The organism is Yersinia fenwicki (assembly GCF_043099325.1).
GTDB lineage: Bacteria > Pseudomonadota > Gammaproteobacteria > Enterobacterales > Enterobacteriaceae > Yersinia.
In genome coordinates, this window is record NZ_CP170755.1 from 736,464 (window position 1) to 750,518 (window position 14,055).

The window sequence follows — 14,055 nt, forward strand, 5'->3', positions numbered from 1 at the left end:
AGGGAAGGTCATCTATGCCAGCAAAACTACCCCAATTCAGTTATCCCGTTCCCTCGAATAAGAATGGTCATGCATTTTCCACCGCGGAGGATCTGTTGTCGAAACTGGACGGTGAAAGTTCAGGGCAGTACCTGGTAGGAAGTCAGGGGATGTGGCACGGAGGTATCCACATTACAGATGCGACCATCCCTTGGTGTGCTCTGAGTACCAACAGTGATGCTGAACAACAGTATCGCCGTGAACCCTATAAAGGAGAGCAGTTCATTCGCTGCATGGCAGATGGTGAGATTGTTGCTTGGCGGATGTGTCAGGACTACGAGAGTAGTGCGATCCCGTGGCGAGATGAAAACCTGCACTTCTCAACATCATTTGTGCTAGTGAAACATTACATTCAGCCGGGCGATACCGATAACAGCGGACTGACGTTTTATACGCTGTATATGAATCTGGCCCCCTTTTCTGCTTATGCAGAGCAGGGCGGGGATCGCGATAGAAAGAGCGCGGGTTCTCAGCGGTATTACGCCAGCGCGGACGATGTGTTGGCCCCTAACGGTGGCAATGTTGCCGGAACACTCGTTAAAAATACGCCGTTGACCCTGAGTGACAAGATCATTACCCGCAGCAGTGATCGCCGGCAGTTCACTGAAGTCACGATAGCGGAAGAGACAAAAAATGCGGCTGGCGCCACGCTCAGTGTGGGAACGAACATCTGGACAGTATCAGATAGGGGGAGCTTAAAGGCGGCTCCGTCAGTGGCGGTGCCATCCTGGTGGGCGAAATGTACACCGGCTTACGATACTCAGCCCGCAGGTAAGGTGAGCTGCACCTCCCGCACAGACTGGTCGTATTACCTGAGTCGTGACGATGTAATGCAAAGCAAAGCCACTGGCAAGCTATCAGCAGGGTTCCCGTTGAGCTATGAACCGAGCAATACCGCACAGCAGGTCAGCCGACCTGTAGCAGTTGCAGCGGGTGCCGCTCCAACGGATGCAGTGAATATCTTTAGCCTGGTCACGCTGGGACGTGATGTGGGTAAACAGAAGAAAGGCGATCGTGTTTGGGTGGTTTCTGATGGCAATAGTTTAACACCGGTGACACCAACGACCTCGGCAAGTGAGCCGGTATTTGGTGAAGTGGTCATCCCCCCGACGGCTATAGCCATTAAGGCGGGTGACAGTATCGGGCATATGGGTTTTTTCCAACTGCCGGAAGAGAATGGGATACGCTCTCGCTATCAGGTGCATATTGAGTGTTTTAGCATGGATGATAAGCTTTCGACGTTTCTCACTAACCCAGAGCATGTGGGTGAGCAACATCCTGCTTTTCTGAAGTACTCGAAGGCAGCGTCTCTGTTGACGAAGGATGCTCAGGGGTAGATGGTGGACAGTACGCGCAAAACACTGGCTTCGGGTATTGTGACATTATCGAAAGTGCCGGTAGTGGAAGTCAATGGACAACCGGCTTATTACCAGATACACAAGGAAAATGGGTATCTGGCGGCAAACAGTGTGAAGACACTGTCGCAGTATGCGTTAGGTGAGCTGGGTTTTGTGACGTTAGATAAGGCGTCGGCGAGTTTTAATCTGCTAGATGGGGTGGCGCAACCGGATAATGTTGTAAAAGGCATTCTGGAACAGATGTATAAAGCGGCGCAGGATGAAACGCGTACCAGCCATACGTTAAACGAATATAACTACCAACGTTTGCTTGAGCGAATAGACAGTAATCATGATGGGCAGTATTCAGAGCAAGAATACCTGCAGGCAGTGCATAACACTTCTTATCGCGATCAGCGTTACCGGATAATAGCCAAGCATGGCAGTGAGTGGTATTACGGTAAGGATGACCCACTCTGGAAAACTTATCTGGACACATTGACCACAGATGCGCCGCAGTGGAAAACGTATACGGAAGCGTTTATCGAGAAAATAAAGTGGATGGAAAAAGTCGCGGGACTGGGGCCAAATCCATGGCATATGCACCCGGTGGTGTTTTTGGATGCGATAAATTTGGAACTGGAAAAACAAGTGATTTTCCCATTAATAGTGAAGCTAGAAAACGATCCTGAGCACGTGTGGGCCCAATATGACTGGAGGAATATGCATCAACAGAATATGGCTGCATACGGTACTAATCGTAGTGGTGGTCGCCGGAAGCATGCGGCGAGGGATTTATATACTAAACCATATGAAAAAGTGGTAGCGATCTGTGATGGAAAAGTTCTTGGTACCAGTCAATTCTATGATAGAACGAATGAGATAACGATTCTTCATACAACACCTGATGGCCGCAAATTTATTGTTAGATACGGGGAATTGGATCCACCAAGTATCGCTGTCAGAATAGGTGATGAAGTAAAACAGGGACATCATATTGGTAATACAGGCAAGCTTGTAAATTCAGCTACAGGCCAACCAACACTTACAATCGGTGGTGCCATAGTTTATATGCTGCATTTTGAACTATACTCTGGCCAAATTGCTTATAACATTAATACACCTCTTACTGATAGAACATGTCCTCCATTTTTAAGACGTGATGACTTGACTGACCCTATCGACATATTATCAGAGGGATATACAAATACATTTATGAGTAAGGCCTCTGATGGAGAACTTCTGAACATCAATACACTACATACATCTGAAAAAGGGAAGGACTTTATCACAGGATGGGAGTCGTTAGGCCTTATTGCTTATAATGATTCAGAAGGGTATTGCACCATAGGTTTTGGACATTTAATAGAGAAGCGACTGTGCGAGAATATTACATTACCATCTGAGTATCAAGGGGGGATTACTGAGGATAAAGCAAAAGAAATTTTTGAGGCTGATTTAATTAGATTTGAAAATGGTGTTAGAAGAGATATTAACGTTGATTTATATCAGTATGAATTTGATGCCCTTGTTAGTTTGTTATTTAACTGTGGGGAGTATTTCTTTGCAGCCAATAAAGCACCTGCCTTATTAAGACTAATTAACTCTGAGGAATATGAGTTAGCTGCTCATGAATTTTTAGATATAACTAATCAGGGTGATACAGGGCTAGTGAGAAGACGGTCTGCAGAAAATAACATGTTTTTAAACAACATTTACGATTCCTCTCATTGATAATAAGGTGTTTTATAGTGATTAAGTCGCTACTGATTTTTATATTTATTTTAATTTCGTCTTTAGCAAACGCGAAAGTGGATGGTTCTGCGCCTTCACTCCCGTTTTCGAATAATAATACAACAGTATGGAAGCGTTATGTAGTTTCTGAACGTATCGATCCGCAAGGGCAAGATGTGGCGGAATATTCAATAAATGAAGTTTTTAAAGGAAGAGAGATTGTTATTGATGATAAAAATGTAACTGTAGAAGGTGTTTGTAAATATGAGTACCACAAGGAAGAAATGACCCCTTTGCAATACTGGGGTAGTCAAAAAACTGTTGAATTATATAATATTTTTTTGTCTGGTTACAATGTTGAACTGAATAATACATTGGAATTAATTACTCCGGTAAATCCTTCGATTGAATGTATATATCCATTTTCATACTTTATTAAGATTGATGGTTCATTAGTTTTTGTCCTTAAAAATAGAGCCGTTATTTATTCTCAATTGAGTGAGGGGGATAAGGTTTCTAATGCGGAGTGTGTGCATAAGGAACAAACTATAGAACAAGTTTATGAGAATGGTGATATTGTCGATTGTTACTATAAAAACATGAGTGTTCTAGAATCCTATTCTAAATATAGAAATGAATTAGCTAGTAGTGATAGAGAAAATCTTCAGGGGGAGATAGTATTTGGAAAAAATTTTTCCATGAAGTGTAATAATGTTTGTATTCTCATCGAATACAAATGGAGTGGGCCAGGTAACCTTATTGTTACTCAGCAGTTTGATGGTGGTGAAAAAAATATATTTCAATGAAGAAGAACAAGGTAGTCGAGTTGTGACCAAATCATTCCCTGATTGATTTTGGAACTATATTATTAGTTCTATATTTCCCTGTCAGTGATTTTTTAGTTAATGGTTATATATTCAGAAGTAACACGTAAATAATAACAAGAATGAAAACCCTCCAATATTAAGCTACTAGTAATAATTAATCTCCGAGACAGACATGCTGAATATTATTCGTAAAGGCGATAAAACTACTCATGGTGGCACTGTATTAACCAGTTCAGAAAATATGAAATTTGGTGGTATTGGTGTTGCCCGAAAAGGCGATGAGGTTTCCTGCCCGATCAAGGGGCATGGCCCGACCACCATTGTTGAGGGTAATCCAAATTATTTGGATAACGGGATCCCAGTGGCGTTTCATGGGCATAAATGTGGCTGTGGTTGCACATTGATTAGCTCATTTTCGGCAGCGAAGGTGGGATAACGATGTCTGTCTATCTGGATGCTATCCCTGAAGTGGCTCCTCAGATCCGTCGGCCCGATAGCCGCTGTTGGTTATATTTCCTTGGAGCCATCATGGTTATAGGGAATGCTATGACATTTGGATTATGGAATGGAGAACGTTCAGGGCCGGTATTCTGGTTTATGGCATCAGGATTACCCTTTTGCCTATGGGGCTTAATGTTTAGTATCCGCAGACTCGGCTACAAATGTGACCAGGTATGGGCTGCATCATGGGACCGTGAGCGGTTGCAATTACTCACAGAAGAAACTACGCGGGGGCAGAGATTCGCTTGGATTTTAAACTCTGGGATTATCACACAGCTTAGTACTGGGCCGGAGAAATTACTTAAAGCCATTAAATCCGCCGAGTCTCAACTCCATGTCCAAATACCTAGAGCAGGTGGAATGCCTGTTCGCCATTCCAGGTTACCGGGCTTTAATGACCACCAACAATCTCAAGATCTCGACCTTGGTATGAAGACAATCGTTAGCCAGATTAAGCCTGTACTGGCTAAAGTTCCCGTTAGCGTCCCCTGCGGGTTAATGGTCGACTGTGATATTACGGGTGTTCAGGATGCTGATGAGCAGATTCTGAACCTCCTCATGTCACAGACTGGCAGAACGTTTCGTCTATTGCGCAGTAAAGGTTTGACCGCTTTTGATCTTTGGCTGGATGAGGAATGGGAGCAACCAGCCGTTTTTGTCTCTATCAGCGCTGTGGTACGTGCAATGCCTCAGGAAGATGAAGGTGAAGCCATGACCTGGGCCCTCCTACTAAACCGATATCACTCCGACTTTCCCGATGCTGTCAGGCTACATCGCCCTGAAAAAGGCAGCATTAGTACACTCTCCAAAACCTTGGGCAGAGCTCTGTTATGGAGTAAAACCTCCGCAAAAATGGTGAAAGGGGCATTCACTACTGGTAACACACTGGCTGTAGGAGGGGAGTGGAGTTCAGCCTGTGAAGAGAATGGGCTGGTATTTAGTATGACTGAAGAAAGCCGCGATGTGGATCAGACGACGGGCTATACCGGCAAGGCCGCACCTTGGATTGCTACCATCCTCGCGGCAACACTAGCTCAACAGGGAGGATCACAGATTGTTGTCGCTGAAACTGACACAGCTGAAATCTGGGTTGTCGGTATTACACCCGGTGATAAAACAGGGATAAATCAGGACTTATTGTGAAAATAAAAACACTCATCGGGGCTATTGTTTCTGTCTTGATTTTTTTGACAGTCATCATCACCTTTTTATTTTTATCTATGCCAGAAAAAATGGCTGACTGGACAGGGATTGGTCCATTAGACCGTACCAGACTACTCACCCTCTGTCTGTCCATGGCCGTAACAATCATCTTGCTGGGATGGCTCATCGAAAAAGGGTTCGAACGCGCGGGTAAGTCTGGTGTGCGGCTGTCGTTCCAAAAGAATCAGCAATCCGTTAGTCGTGACGAAGCCAATTTCACTCTTCATTCTGAAGCTGTAGCCAATAATTTAAGCGCAACCTCCCTCACCGAGCACCTTCACCTACGCTATGGGCGTTTCTGGAAAAGCAAAGTCCGCATCCTACTGGTACAGGGAGATAGCGCTGATGTTGAGAAAGCGGTTCCAGGGTTAACGCGTGATCTGTGGCAGGAAGGTGACGGCATTGTTCTCGTCCATGCGGGTGATGCTCAGTTGCTGTCGGATAGCGTGTTCCTGTCCTCATTGAAACAGGTGAGACCACGCCGCCCGCTAGACGGCATAGTGCAAGTGCTCAATACTGACTCGCTTCCCTCGGCCATCGAACGTGATGCCTTCTTACGTAACCGCCAGAGAACCGATAAAGTGCTGGGCTGGCAGGCTCCAGTGTGGTTGTGGTTGATAGATAAAGAAGACGGCTCACAGCAAGAAAGAGAAAGGGCACCAGTAGGCACTTTGTTCGGATTACGCACCTCGCCAGAAGAGGCACTTTCTTCTCTTGATGAGCTGGTTCCTCGGTTACGTCATGCCGGGATGGCGCAGATATTGAATAATTCGCGTCATGACTGGCTGTTGCGACTGTCTTCCCGTCTACAAGGTGAGCTAAAAGCCCGACTGACAGCCTTATTAAGCGGACTGATGCAGGGGACTGCTGCTTATCGCCTTCGCGGCCTCATGATTAGCCCAGAACTTGTCGGTGCAGATATCACACCTCACGTTCGGCAGAGCAACCCTGCTTGGCAGGCCGTGATAGAAGACAGCCAAAATGTGACCGCGAAAAAATTGACTGTCGATTGGTTGAAGGTGCTGCGGTTCTTACTCTTGGCTCTGGTTGTTTTTTGGGCTGCGGGTACGTTGTTGTCACTGAGTGTCAACCGGACGCAAATATATCAGGCGCAAGAGACAGCCCGACTGGCCGGTGATATCAAACAGCCACTGCCAGAACGTCTGCGTAATCAACTCGTCCTTCAACAGACCATTGCCCGTTTACAAAACCGTGAAGCAAAAGGCGCGCCTTGGTATACCCGTTTTGGGCTTAATCAAGATAGTGACACTCTGGCCGCTCTCTGGCCACTGTATACCCGTAATAACAATGAGCTCATGCGCGATGCCACTGTTAAACATCTTCATCAGCAACTGAACGCTTTTGTGCAGTTGCCTCCGGCGAGCGAGGCCAGAGTACAGGGGACACAGGGTGCCTACGATCTGCTCAAAAGCTACCTGATGCTGTCTCATCCTGATAAAGCTGATGCGGTTTGGTTGTCGAAAAACACGATACAGTCTTGGCCGAAACGAGAAGGTGTGCCTGATGGGGTTTGGCAATCGCAGGCACCGAAATTACTGGGCTTTTATGCCCAAAACCTCCCGAGACATCCGGAATGGAAAATAAAACCTGATACCGAACTCATTAGTACCGTTCGCCAAATTTTGCTCAAACAAATAGGGCAACGCAACGCAGATGCGGGATTGTATCAAGATATGCTCAAGCGTATTGCCAGCAACTGGCCAGACTTAACGCTGGCTGATATGACCGGTGATACGGATGCGTCAACATTATTCAGTACAGATGAGGTCGTACCGGGCATGTTTACCCGTCAGGCTTGGGAAGAACAAGTCCAAGGGGCTATTGATGATGTGGTGAAAAACCGTCGCAATGAAATCGATTGGGTACTGACGGACAAAACATATCAACCGGATAGTGAGATGTCGCCGGAAGCCCTAAAAGCGCGACTTACGGATCGCTATTTTACTGACTTTGGCAATGCTTGGCTGAATATGGTTAACAGCATTCAATGGCATGCGGCGAGCTCACTCTCAGAGGCTATTGCTCAACTCAATCTGCTGGCGGATATACGCCAATCACCGTTAGTTGCATTAATGGATACGCTTGCTTGGCAGGGGAAAACGGGCCAGAAAAGTGAGGCATTGGCGGATTCAATTGTAGATTCAGCAAAAAAACTGATGGGACGGGAAAAGAATGCTAAACAATTTATACAGCAAGCCCAAGGACCTCGTGGTCCGCTGGACAGCGTATTTGCTCCATTATTAGGGGTTATCGAAGGCAAAGACGGAGCGGGTAACAACGATAATCTGAGTTTTCAGTCATGGCTAGCTCGCGTCACACAAGTTCGCCTCAAACTTCAACAAGTCACCAGCGCACCAGACCCACAGGCGATGTCACAAATGTTGGCCCAGACGGTCTTTCAGGGCAAAGCCATCGATCTGACAGATACTCGCGACTATGGCAGTTTGATGGCTGCGAGTCTTGGGCAGGAATGGGGCGGTTTCGGTCAGGCGCTATTTGTGCAGCCACTGGACCTAGCATGGAGACAAGTGCTGGCTCCAGCAGCCGGTAGCCTAAATGCCCGTTGGCAGAATTCTATTGTTGATCAATGGAATAAAGCTTTTGCTGGTCGTTATCCATTTAAAGCGACGGGCAGTGATGCTTCGCTACCGTTGCTAGCACAGTTTCTGCGTAGCGATTCAGGGCGCATTACCGCATTCCTGAAAGCTAACCTCGCTGGGATTCTGCATCAAGAAGGCAATCGCTGGGTGGTAGATCCTGTAGCCAGCCAAGGGATGACAGTCAATCCGGCCTTCCTTAATGCGATTAACCAGTTAGCGGATATTTCGGACATTGTATTTGCCCAAGGGGATGCCAATGTGCATTTCGAACTCATGGCGCGCCCATCTAAAGATATCGCTCGAATACAACTCACCGTTGATGAGCAGAATCTGGATTACTTTAACCAGATGGAGAGTTGGCAGAGTTTCACTTGGCCGGGGAATACCTACTATCCCGGTGTTCAGCTTAGCTGGCGTGGCGTCAATACAGGCATGCGACTCTATGCTGATATCCAAGGTAATTGGGGCTTCATTCGATTACTTAATAGGGCCCAAGTGACCCCTCTGGATAGCGGTCGAACTCAATTGGTTTGGACGACTCAAGACGGAAATCCCATCAAGTTCATCCTACGCAGCGAGCTCGGTGACGGGCCGCTGGCGCTCCTAAAACTTCAAGGGTTCCGCCTGCCTGAGTCAATTTTCAATATTGAGCCGGGGGCAGAGAGCATTGAACAATTTATTGCAGAAGCAGAATGACCACGGTGACGAGGCAGTGGGCGTAATGAGTGTGATGAAAAAAATAAACCAGCGGGGGAAAGCATGAGTTCACCGGAAGAATTATTAGCCCTATGTGCAGCAGATAAGGCTGAACAACAGAAATTACTCTCCCTTGCTGAAAACGCCTCATCCCTATGGAGTAACTGGTTGATGCCAATCAGCCCTGAGGCAGATGCCGGTGAAGACCCCGCTTATCAAGACGATTTCCAGTCGATGAGAGAGGAGATCAACAAGCTTTCAGGGGCCAGCCCAGAACTATTGTGCCAGCTAGCAGAGAAACTCCTCTGTCAGACCGCCAAAGATATCCGCGTAGTGACTTGGTATATTCAAGCACGTCTTCATCGTGACGGGGAAAAAGGGCTGGCAGAGGGCTTAACATTGCTGTCGGCGATGATAACTCGCTTTGGTTCCCTCTGCTATCCGCTACGTCCTGTTGCTCGTAAGAGCGCACTGGAGTGGCTTAATAGTGCAAAAGTACTCGATAGCCTTGCGCTATGGCCAGAGGTCGCGCGTGCGGATGCTGAGTTGACGGCTGCTGCACTCTATCATCTGCATGTTGCGGTCAGTCATTGGCCGGAAAATGAGCAACCTTCTTTTTCTGGATTGTGCACTGCACTTGAAAATCGTTTGGCGCGTTCCGGGGGACTGGGAGCGCTTGTACCGCAAAACAGCAGCACTCAAGAGCCAGCATCCGCCGTCGTTACCCGCCATTCTCCTCAGTTGTCTACCGTCCAGTCAGGTCGTGATTTGCTGGATCAGACAAAATTACTTTCCCGCTGGCTCGGTGAGCAACCGCAAGGTTGGCTGGCTTCACACCGTCTGATGAAAACAGTGCGTTGGGATACGGTCGACCAAATCCCAGCCTTGGATGCCAGCGGTCGTACCCGACTTCAACCACCAAAACCGGAGTACCTCGCACAGCTCAAACGCCTATATCGTCAGCAGAGTTGGGCTGAGTTAGTTGAGCAGGCTAGCCAGATGTATTGCGAAGGTGTGAACCATTTTTGGCTCGACGTACAGTGGTACCTCTGGCAAGGGTTAAATCGTGCTGGCCAGCCTTGGGAGGCGTGGTCTGAATATATTTTGCTCGATCTACGGTTGTTCCTGAAACGTCTTCCTGCATTGGAAACTTTAGCTTGGAACGATGGCACTCCATTTGCCGATGAGGTCACACTGAGCTGGATTAACGAGAAAGTGAGCGAAGATAAACTGACCTTCCATGATGCGCCGGTCAGTGTTGCCAATAGCCAAGCTGATGATGTGCTTACGTTAGAAACCGAGGCCATGGAAAAAGGTGATAGCGAGGGCCCAGAGGCCGCAATAACTTGGCTACAGACGCGCCCTGGTATGGATGTTCCCCGTCATCGTTGGCTGATACGGCTACTGATGGCAAGGGTGGCAGAACAATATGGGCGCAACGATATGGCATTGCATTTACTCGGAGAACTCGCCGTGACAGGGCCGCACTTGACGCTCAGTGACTGGGAACCGGCTTTACTGTTTGAAGTGCAGGCTCGCCGTTTGAAGTTACTGCGTATGAAAGCGAGCCGTAGCGAGTCTGATAAAGCTCGGCTGACACCAGAAATGGAGACATTGATGGCCGGTCTTATCGCCATCGATCCGGCTCGAGCGATGGTGCTTTGTGGCTAACGTTATTTTTTCTTTGATGATTTTTAGGAGCCCTAGGCATGGATGATTTAACGCTGCGCTACTATGAAGCCGAAATGCGCTATCTGCGTGAAGCCGGTAAAGAATTTACCCGCGCCCATCCAGACCGAGCAGCCATGCTTAACTTGGATAAACCTGGTGGTCGAGACCCCTACGTGGAGCGCCTATTCGAAGGCTTCGCTTTCCTCATGGGTCGCATGCGTGAAAAACTTGATGACGATCTACCTGAGCTCACGGAAGGGCTAGTCAGCCTGCTCTGGCCACATTACATGCGCACCATTCCGTCCTTGGCAATTGTCAAGTTTTCACCCGATTGGCGTAACTTACGTCAGGCCGAGTCATTGACGGAGGGCTTTTCTGTTTTGTCCCGTCCTGTAGGGCAACATAAAACCCATTGCCAATACCGCACCACTCGGGATGTCACACTTCAACCGCTACACCTTGCGGATGCGCAGTTGCAGACAGAAACCGATGGACGTTCTGCCATACGCCTACGTTTTGAATGTACGGAAAAGACGGACTGGGCGAAAGCGGGGATAGATAAAGTGGCCATTTATCTTCATGCAGAAAGTCCTGTTAGCTCTGCACTGCATCTGGCATTAACCCGCAATGTTCATACTATGTATGCCCGTCATGCGGGAACACGTACAGAACGCCGAACGTTTGATGGTTGGTGCAAACCCATGGGCTTTGAGGATAAAGACAGACTGTGGCCTAAAGCCGAGTCTGCTTTTAGCGGTTATCAGTTATTGCTTGAGTATTTTAGCTTTCGGCCGAAGTTTATGTTTGTGGAACTGAATGGATTAGAAACCATTGGTCTGACACCAGATAACAACTGGTTCGAAATTGACATTGTACTCAATGAAGCTTGGTCGCCTGACTTGCCGTTTGAGACTGAAAACTTTCGTTTGCATTGTGCTCCCGTGATCAATCTCTTCACCCTAGAAGCCGATCCGCTGACACTCAATCCCTTGGATAACGAATACCTATTGCGGCCGCTGCGTCTTCAGGATGGGCATACCGAAATATATAGCGTAGACAATATCCATGGCGCAGTTAAAAACGGGAAACATGCATACGTGCCCTTTACCAGTTTTCGTCATCGAGGTGGCATGATGCGTCACGATGCGCCGGAACGCTACTTCCACACCCGTGTCAAACGCGGGGCATCAGGCTTGTACGACACTTGGCTTATCCTCGGTGGGCGTTCTTTTGAAATGGAACAACTGGCAGAAAAACCAGAATCGCTCTCTATGCGCATTACTGGCACTAATGGCCAACTGCCCCGTAAAGCACTGGAAAGTACCCTACTGGATCGGGTGGTAAAAACGGGCAAAGTGCCTGTTCGAGTGCTCAACCTGTCGGCACCAAGTCTGCCGCTGTACCCTCCAGCGAATGATCGCTTTCACTGGCGGGTGATGAGCCACCTAGGTTCAAACTTCCTCAGCATGATGGATAACCCAGAAGTACTTCGAGGAACTTTGGCGCTCTACGACTGGACGGATGATGAGATGAATCGCCGCCGTCTGGAGGCGATTGTCGCGGTAAAACACACGCTTATTCGCCGTTTTGAACGAGGGTTCATGCTAAGAGGCGTGGATATCGAAGTTACCCTCAATCAGGATAATTTTGCAGGGATTGGCGATGTGAATTTATTTGGTGAGATGCTGCATCGCTTCTTTGCACTCTACGCCGATATACATCTTTTCAACCAGTTAACGCTGGTGCTGCAACCCACAGGGAAACGACTGAGATGGTGCGAGAACCACAGTCAGCACGTACCGGGCTGACACAAGCATTAAGTAAAGATATCTGGCGCGTTAACTTTTATCGATTTTGTCAGTTGTTGGAGCAGGCCTCGCCGAATTCCCCTTTACTTGGGGGAACTAGTCACCCAGGAACCGATCCTGTGCGCTTTCGTCCATGGCCGGGAATGGGATTTCCAGTTAGCGAGTTAAAAGTCGTTGAAATCGATGAAGATAATCCAGACTTACCGCCCACCGTACGGACCACATTTCTTGGCATGTACGGTGTGGACTCCCCGTTACCTAGCACGTATTTGGATGATATAGCCTTACGCCGAGAAGGACATGAAGCCCTAACGGCATTTCTGGATATATTTAATCACCGCATCACCACCCAGTATTATCGTATTTGGCGAAAGTATGCCTACCCCGCGACGTTTGAGGGGGGGGGTGCAGACGCAACGTCCCAATGTTTGTTGGGGCTAGTGGGGCTTGGTATTCCTGGTACGGCAGAACACATCGCTACGCCAGTTTCCCGTTTTTTAGCGCTATTAGGCACGATGAGGTTACCCACACGTAATGCCGAAGGGATCCGCGCGTTGGTCAATCTACTGGCACCGGATACTGAAGCCACGGTTGTTCAGCATGATCCTGTTAAAATCCACGTGACTCCTCGCTGTCGTATGAGCCGCGAAAATAGAGTGTCGTTATCCCAGCGGGCGACGTTAGGTAAAACAGCCAAAGAGGCTAACAGTCGCGTAAAGGTCACGCTATTTACGTCTAATCCCACAGAAGCCAATGGTTGGCTTCCCGGCGGTTCGCTACATACCGATTTACTGGCGCTGATGCGAGTCTACTTGGGATATCGGAGTGATGTACGGTTGCGCCTAACTGTGCCTGTCAAACTGCTACCCGAGCCTCGGTTTGAAAAGAACCAACGTATCCAATTGGGACGCACTGGCTTGCTCGGACTGAAGAATGGAAAGCTCAACGATAACCGACAATTTATCACTGTCAGCTTGGGCTGCTATGAAGGGCTGACATGCGCGCCTTTGCCTCCGGCAGAAGATGGTCATTACCGCTTTGAATAATTCCCTCCTATTTTCATGACTCAATAAAAGGAATTTCTGAATGGCAACACTAGTCACTGGATGGCGGCTGTTTCTCCTCCTTACCCTGAGTGTCCTGCTGGCGGGTTGTGGTTTGACTCAGACCGTCAAGGATGGAACCGTTAATTTGACGAAATCCATTTTTTATAAACAGATAAAAACGCTGCATTTGGATTTCTCTCCCCGTGCAGCGATTAATGCTGACGGTGAGCAAACACCGTTATCGACGATGGTGCGAGTGTATCAACTCAAAGATAGAAAGAATGTGGATTCGGCCGACTATCAGACCCTGCTGCGTAATGCCGATACGGTACTTAAAGACGATATTCTGGCCTCAAGGTCTTTATTGGTGATGCCGAAAGGCAACGTCACACTGGACATGCCAATGGATGAAAACACGCAATTCGTTGCCATCATAGGGTTGTTTAATCGTCCAGACATGAAAGAGAACACTTGGCGTCTGGTGCTGAGCCGAGATGAACTTGACCCAGACAAACCACGTACTATTGAATTAGGTAGCAATGGGTTCTCACTGGTGCCGATAAAGGAATAAC

General features: G+C 47.9%; 10 protein-coding genes. All 10 read left to right on the plus strand.

From position 1 onward, the window contains the following. The first annotated feature begins 14 nt into the window (after positions 1-14). A complete protein-coding gene (locus tag ACF3VQ_RS03320) occupies positions 15-1,376 on the plus strand; it encodes a hypothetical protein (RefSeq protein ID WP_392433394.1) in 1,362 nt (453 codons plus the stop codon). After that, on the plus strand, positions 1,377-3,110 hold the full coding sequence (locus ACF3VQ_RS03325) for a glycoside hydrolase family protein (protein ID WP_392433395.1): 1,734 nt from the start codon (positions 1,377-1,379) through the stop codon (positions 3,108-3,110). A gap of 17 nt (positions 3,111-3,127) precedes the next feature. Then, positions 3,128-3,916, plus strand: a complete 789-nt coding sequence (locus ACF3VQ_RS03330; RefSeq protein WP_392433396.1) for a hypothetical protein — start codon at positions 3,128-3,130, stop codon at positions 3,914-3,916. A gap of 193 nt (positions 3,917-4,109) precedes the next feature. After that, the gene (locus ACF3VQ_RS03335) at positions 4,110-4,373 is read left to right on the plus strand and encodes a PAAR domain-containing protein (protein WP_392433397.1); all 264 of its coding nucleotides are present in this window, start codon (positions 4,110-4,112) and stop codon (positions 4,371-4,373) included. A gap of 2 nt (positions 4,374-4,375) precedes the next feature. Continuing rightward, positions 4,376-5,581: a hypothetical protein gene (locus ACF3VQ_RS03340; protein ID WP_392433398.1), complete on the plus strand. Its 1,206-nt coding sequence runs from the start codon at positions 4,376-4,378 to the stop codon at positions 5,579-5,581. Continuing rightward, positions 5,578-8,958 (plus strand): ImcF-related family protein, encoded by a 3,381-nt coding sequence (locus ACF3VQ_RS03345; protein WP_392433399.1) that lies wholly within the window; start codon positions 5,578-5,580, stop codon positions 8,956-8,958. The genes ACF3VQ_RS03340 and ACF3VQ_RS03345 overlap by 4 nt, the downstream gene beginning before the upstream one ends. A 63-nt stretch (positions 8,959-9,021) precedes the next feature. Further along, positions 9,022-10,629 carry a type VI secretion system protein TssA gene (gene tssA / locus ACF3VQ_RS03350; protein WP_392433400.1) on the plus strand — a complete coding sequence of 536 codons (1,608 nt, stop codon included), beginning with the start codon at positions 9,022-9,024 and terminating at the stop codon, positions 10,627-10,629. Between the two features lie 38 nt (positions 10,630-10,667). After that, entirely contained in the window at positions 10,668-12,437 is a 1,770-nt protein-coding gene (tssF, locus tag ACF3VQ_RS03355; protein ID WP_392433401.1) for a type VI secretion system baseplate subunit TssF, read from the plus strand. Continuing rightward, positions 12,401-13,483, plus strand: a complete 1,083-nt coding sequence (gene tssG / locus ACF3VQ_RS03360) for a type VI secretion system baseplate subunit TssG (RefSeq protein ID WP_392433402.1) — start codon at positions 12,401-12,403, stop codon at positions 13,481-13,483. Before tssF ends, tssG begins: the two co-directional genes overlap by 37 nt. Before the next feature lie 40 nt (positions 13,484-13,523). Continuing rightward, the gene (tssJ, locus tag ACF3VQ_RS03365; protein WP_392433403.1) at positions 13,524-14,054 is read left to right on the plus strand and encodes a type VI secretion system lipoprotein TssJ; all 531 of its coding nucleotides are present in this window, start codon (positions 13,524-13,526) and stop codon (positions 14,052-14,054) included. The last annotated feature ends 1 nt before the right edge of the window (position 14,055 follow it).

Excerpts from the sequence above, each read along its gene's own strand:
- ACF3VQ_RS03320 (WP_392433394.1), top strand. The coding sequence starts at position 15 with ATGCCAGCAAAACTACCCCAATTCAGTTATCCCGTTCCCTCGAATAAG.
- ACF3VQ_RS03325 (WP_392433395.1), top strand. The coding sequence starts at position 1,377 with ATGGTGGACAGTACGCGCAAAACACTGGCTTCGGGTATTGTGACATTA.
- ACF3VQ_RS03335 (WP_392433397.1), top strand. The coding sequence starts at position 4,110 with ATGCTGAATATTATTCGTAAAGGCGATAAAACTACTCATGGTGGCACT.
- ACF3VQ_RS03340 (WP_392433398.1), top strand. The coding sequence starts at position 4,376 with ATGTCTGTCTATCTGGATGCTATCCCTGAAGTGGCTCCTCAGATCCGT.
- tssA (WP_392433400.1), top strand. The coding sequence starts at position 9,022 with ATGAGTTCACCGGAAGAATTATTAGCCCTATGTGCAGCAGATAAGGCT.
- tssF (WP_392433401.1), top strand. The coding sequence starts at position 10,668 with ATGGATGATTTAACGCTGCGCTACTATGAAGCCGAAATGCGCTATCTG.
- tssG (WP_392433402.1), top strand. The coding sequence starts at position 12,401 with ATGGTGCGAGAACCACAGTCAGCACGTACCGGGCTGACACAAGCATTA.
- tssJ (WP_392433403.1), top strand. The coding sequence starts at position 13,524 with ATGGCAACACTAGTCACTGGATGGCGGCTGTTTCTCCTCCTTACCCTG.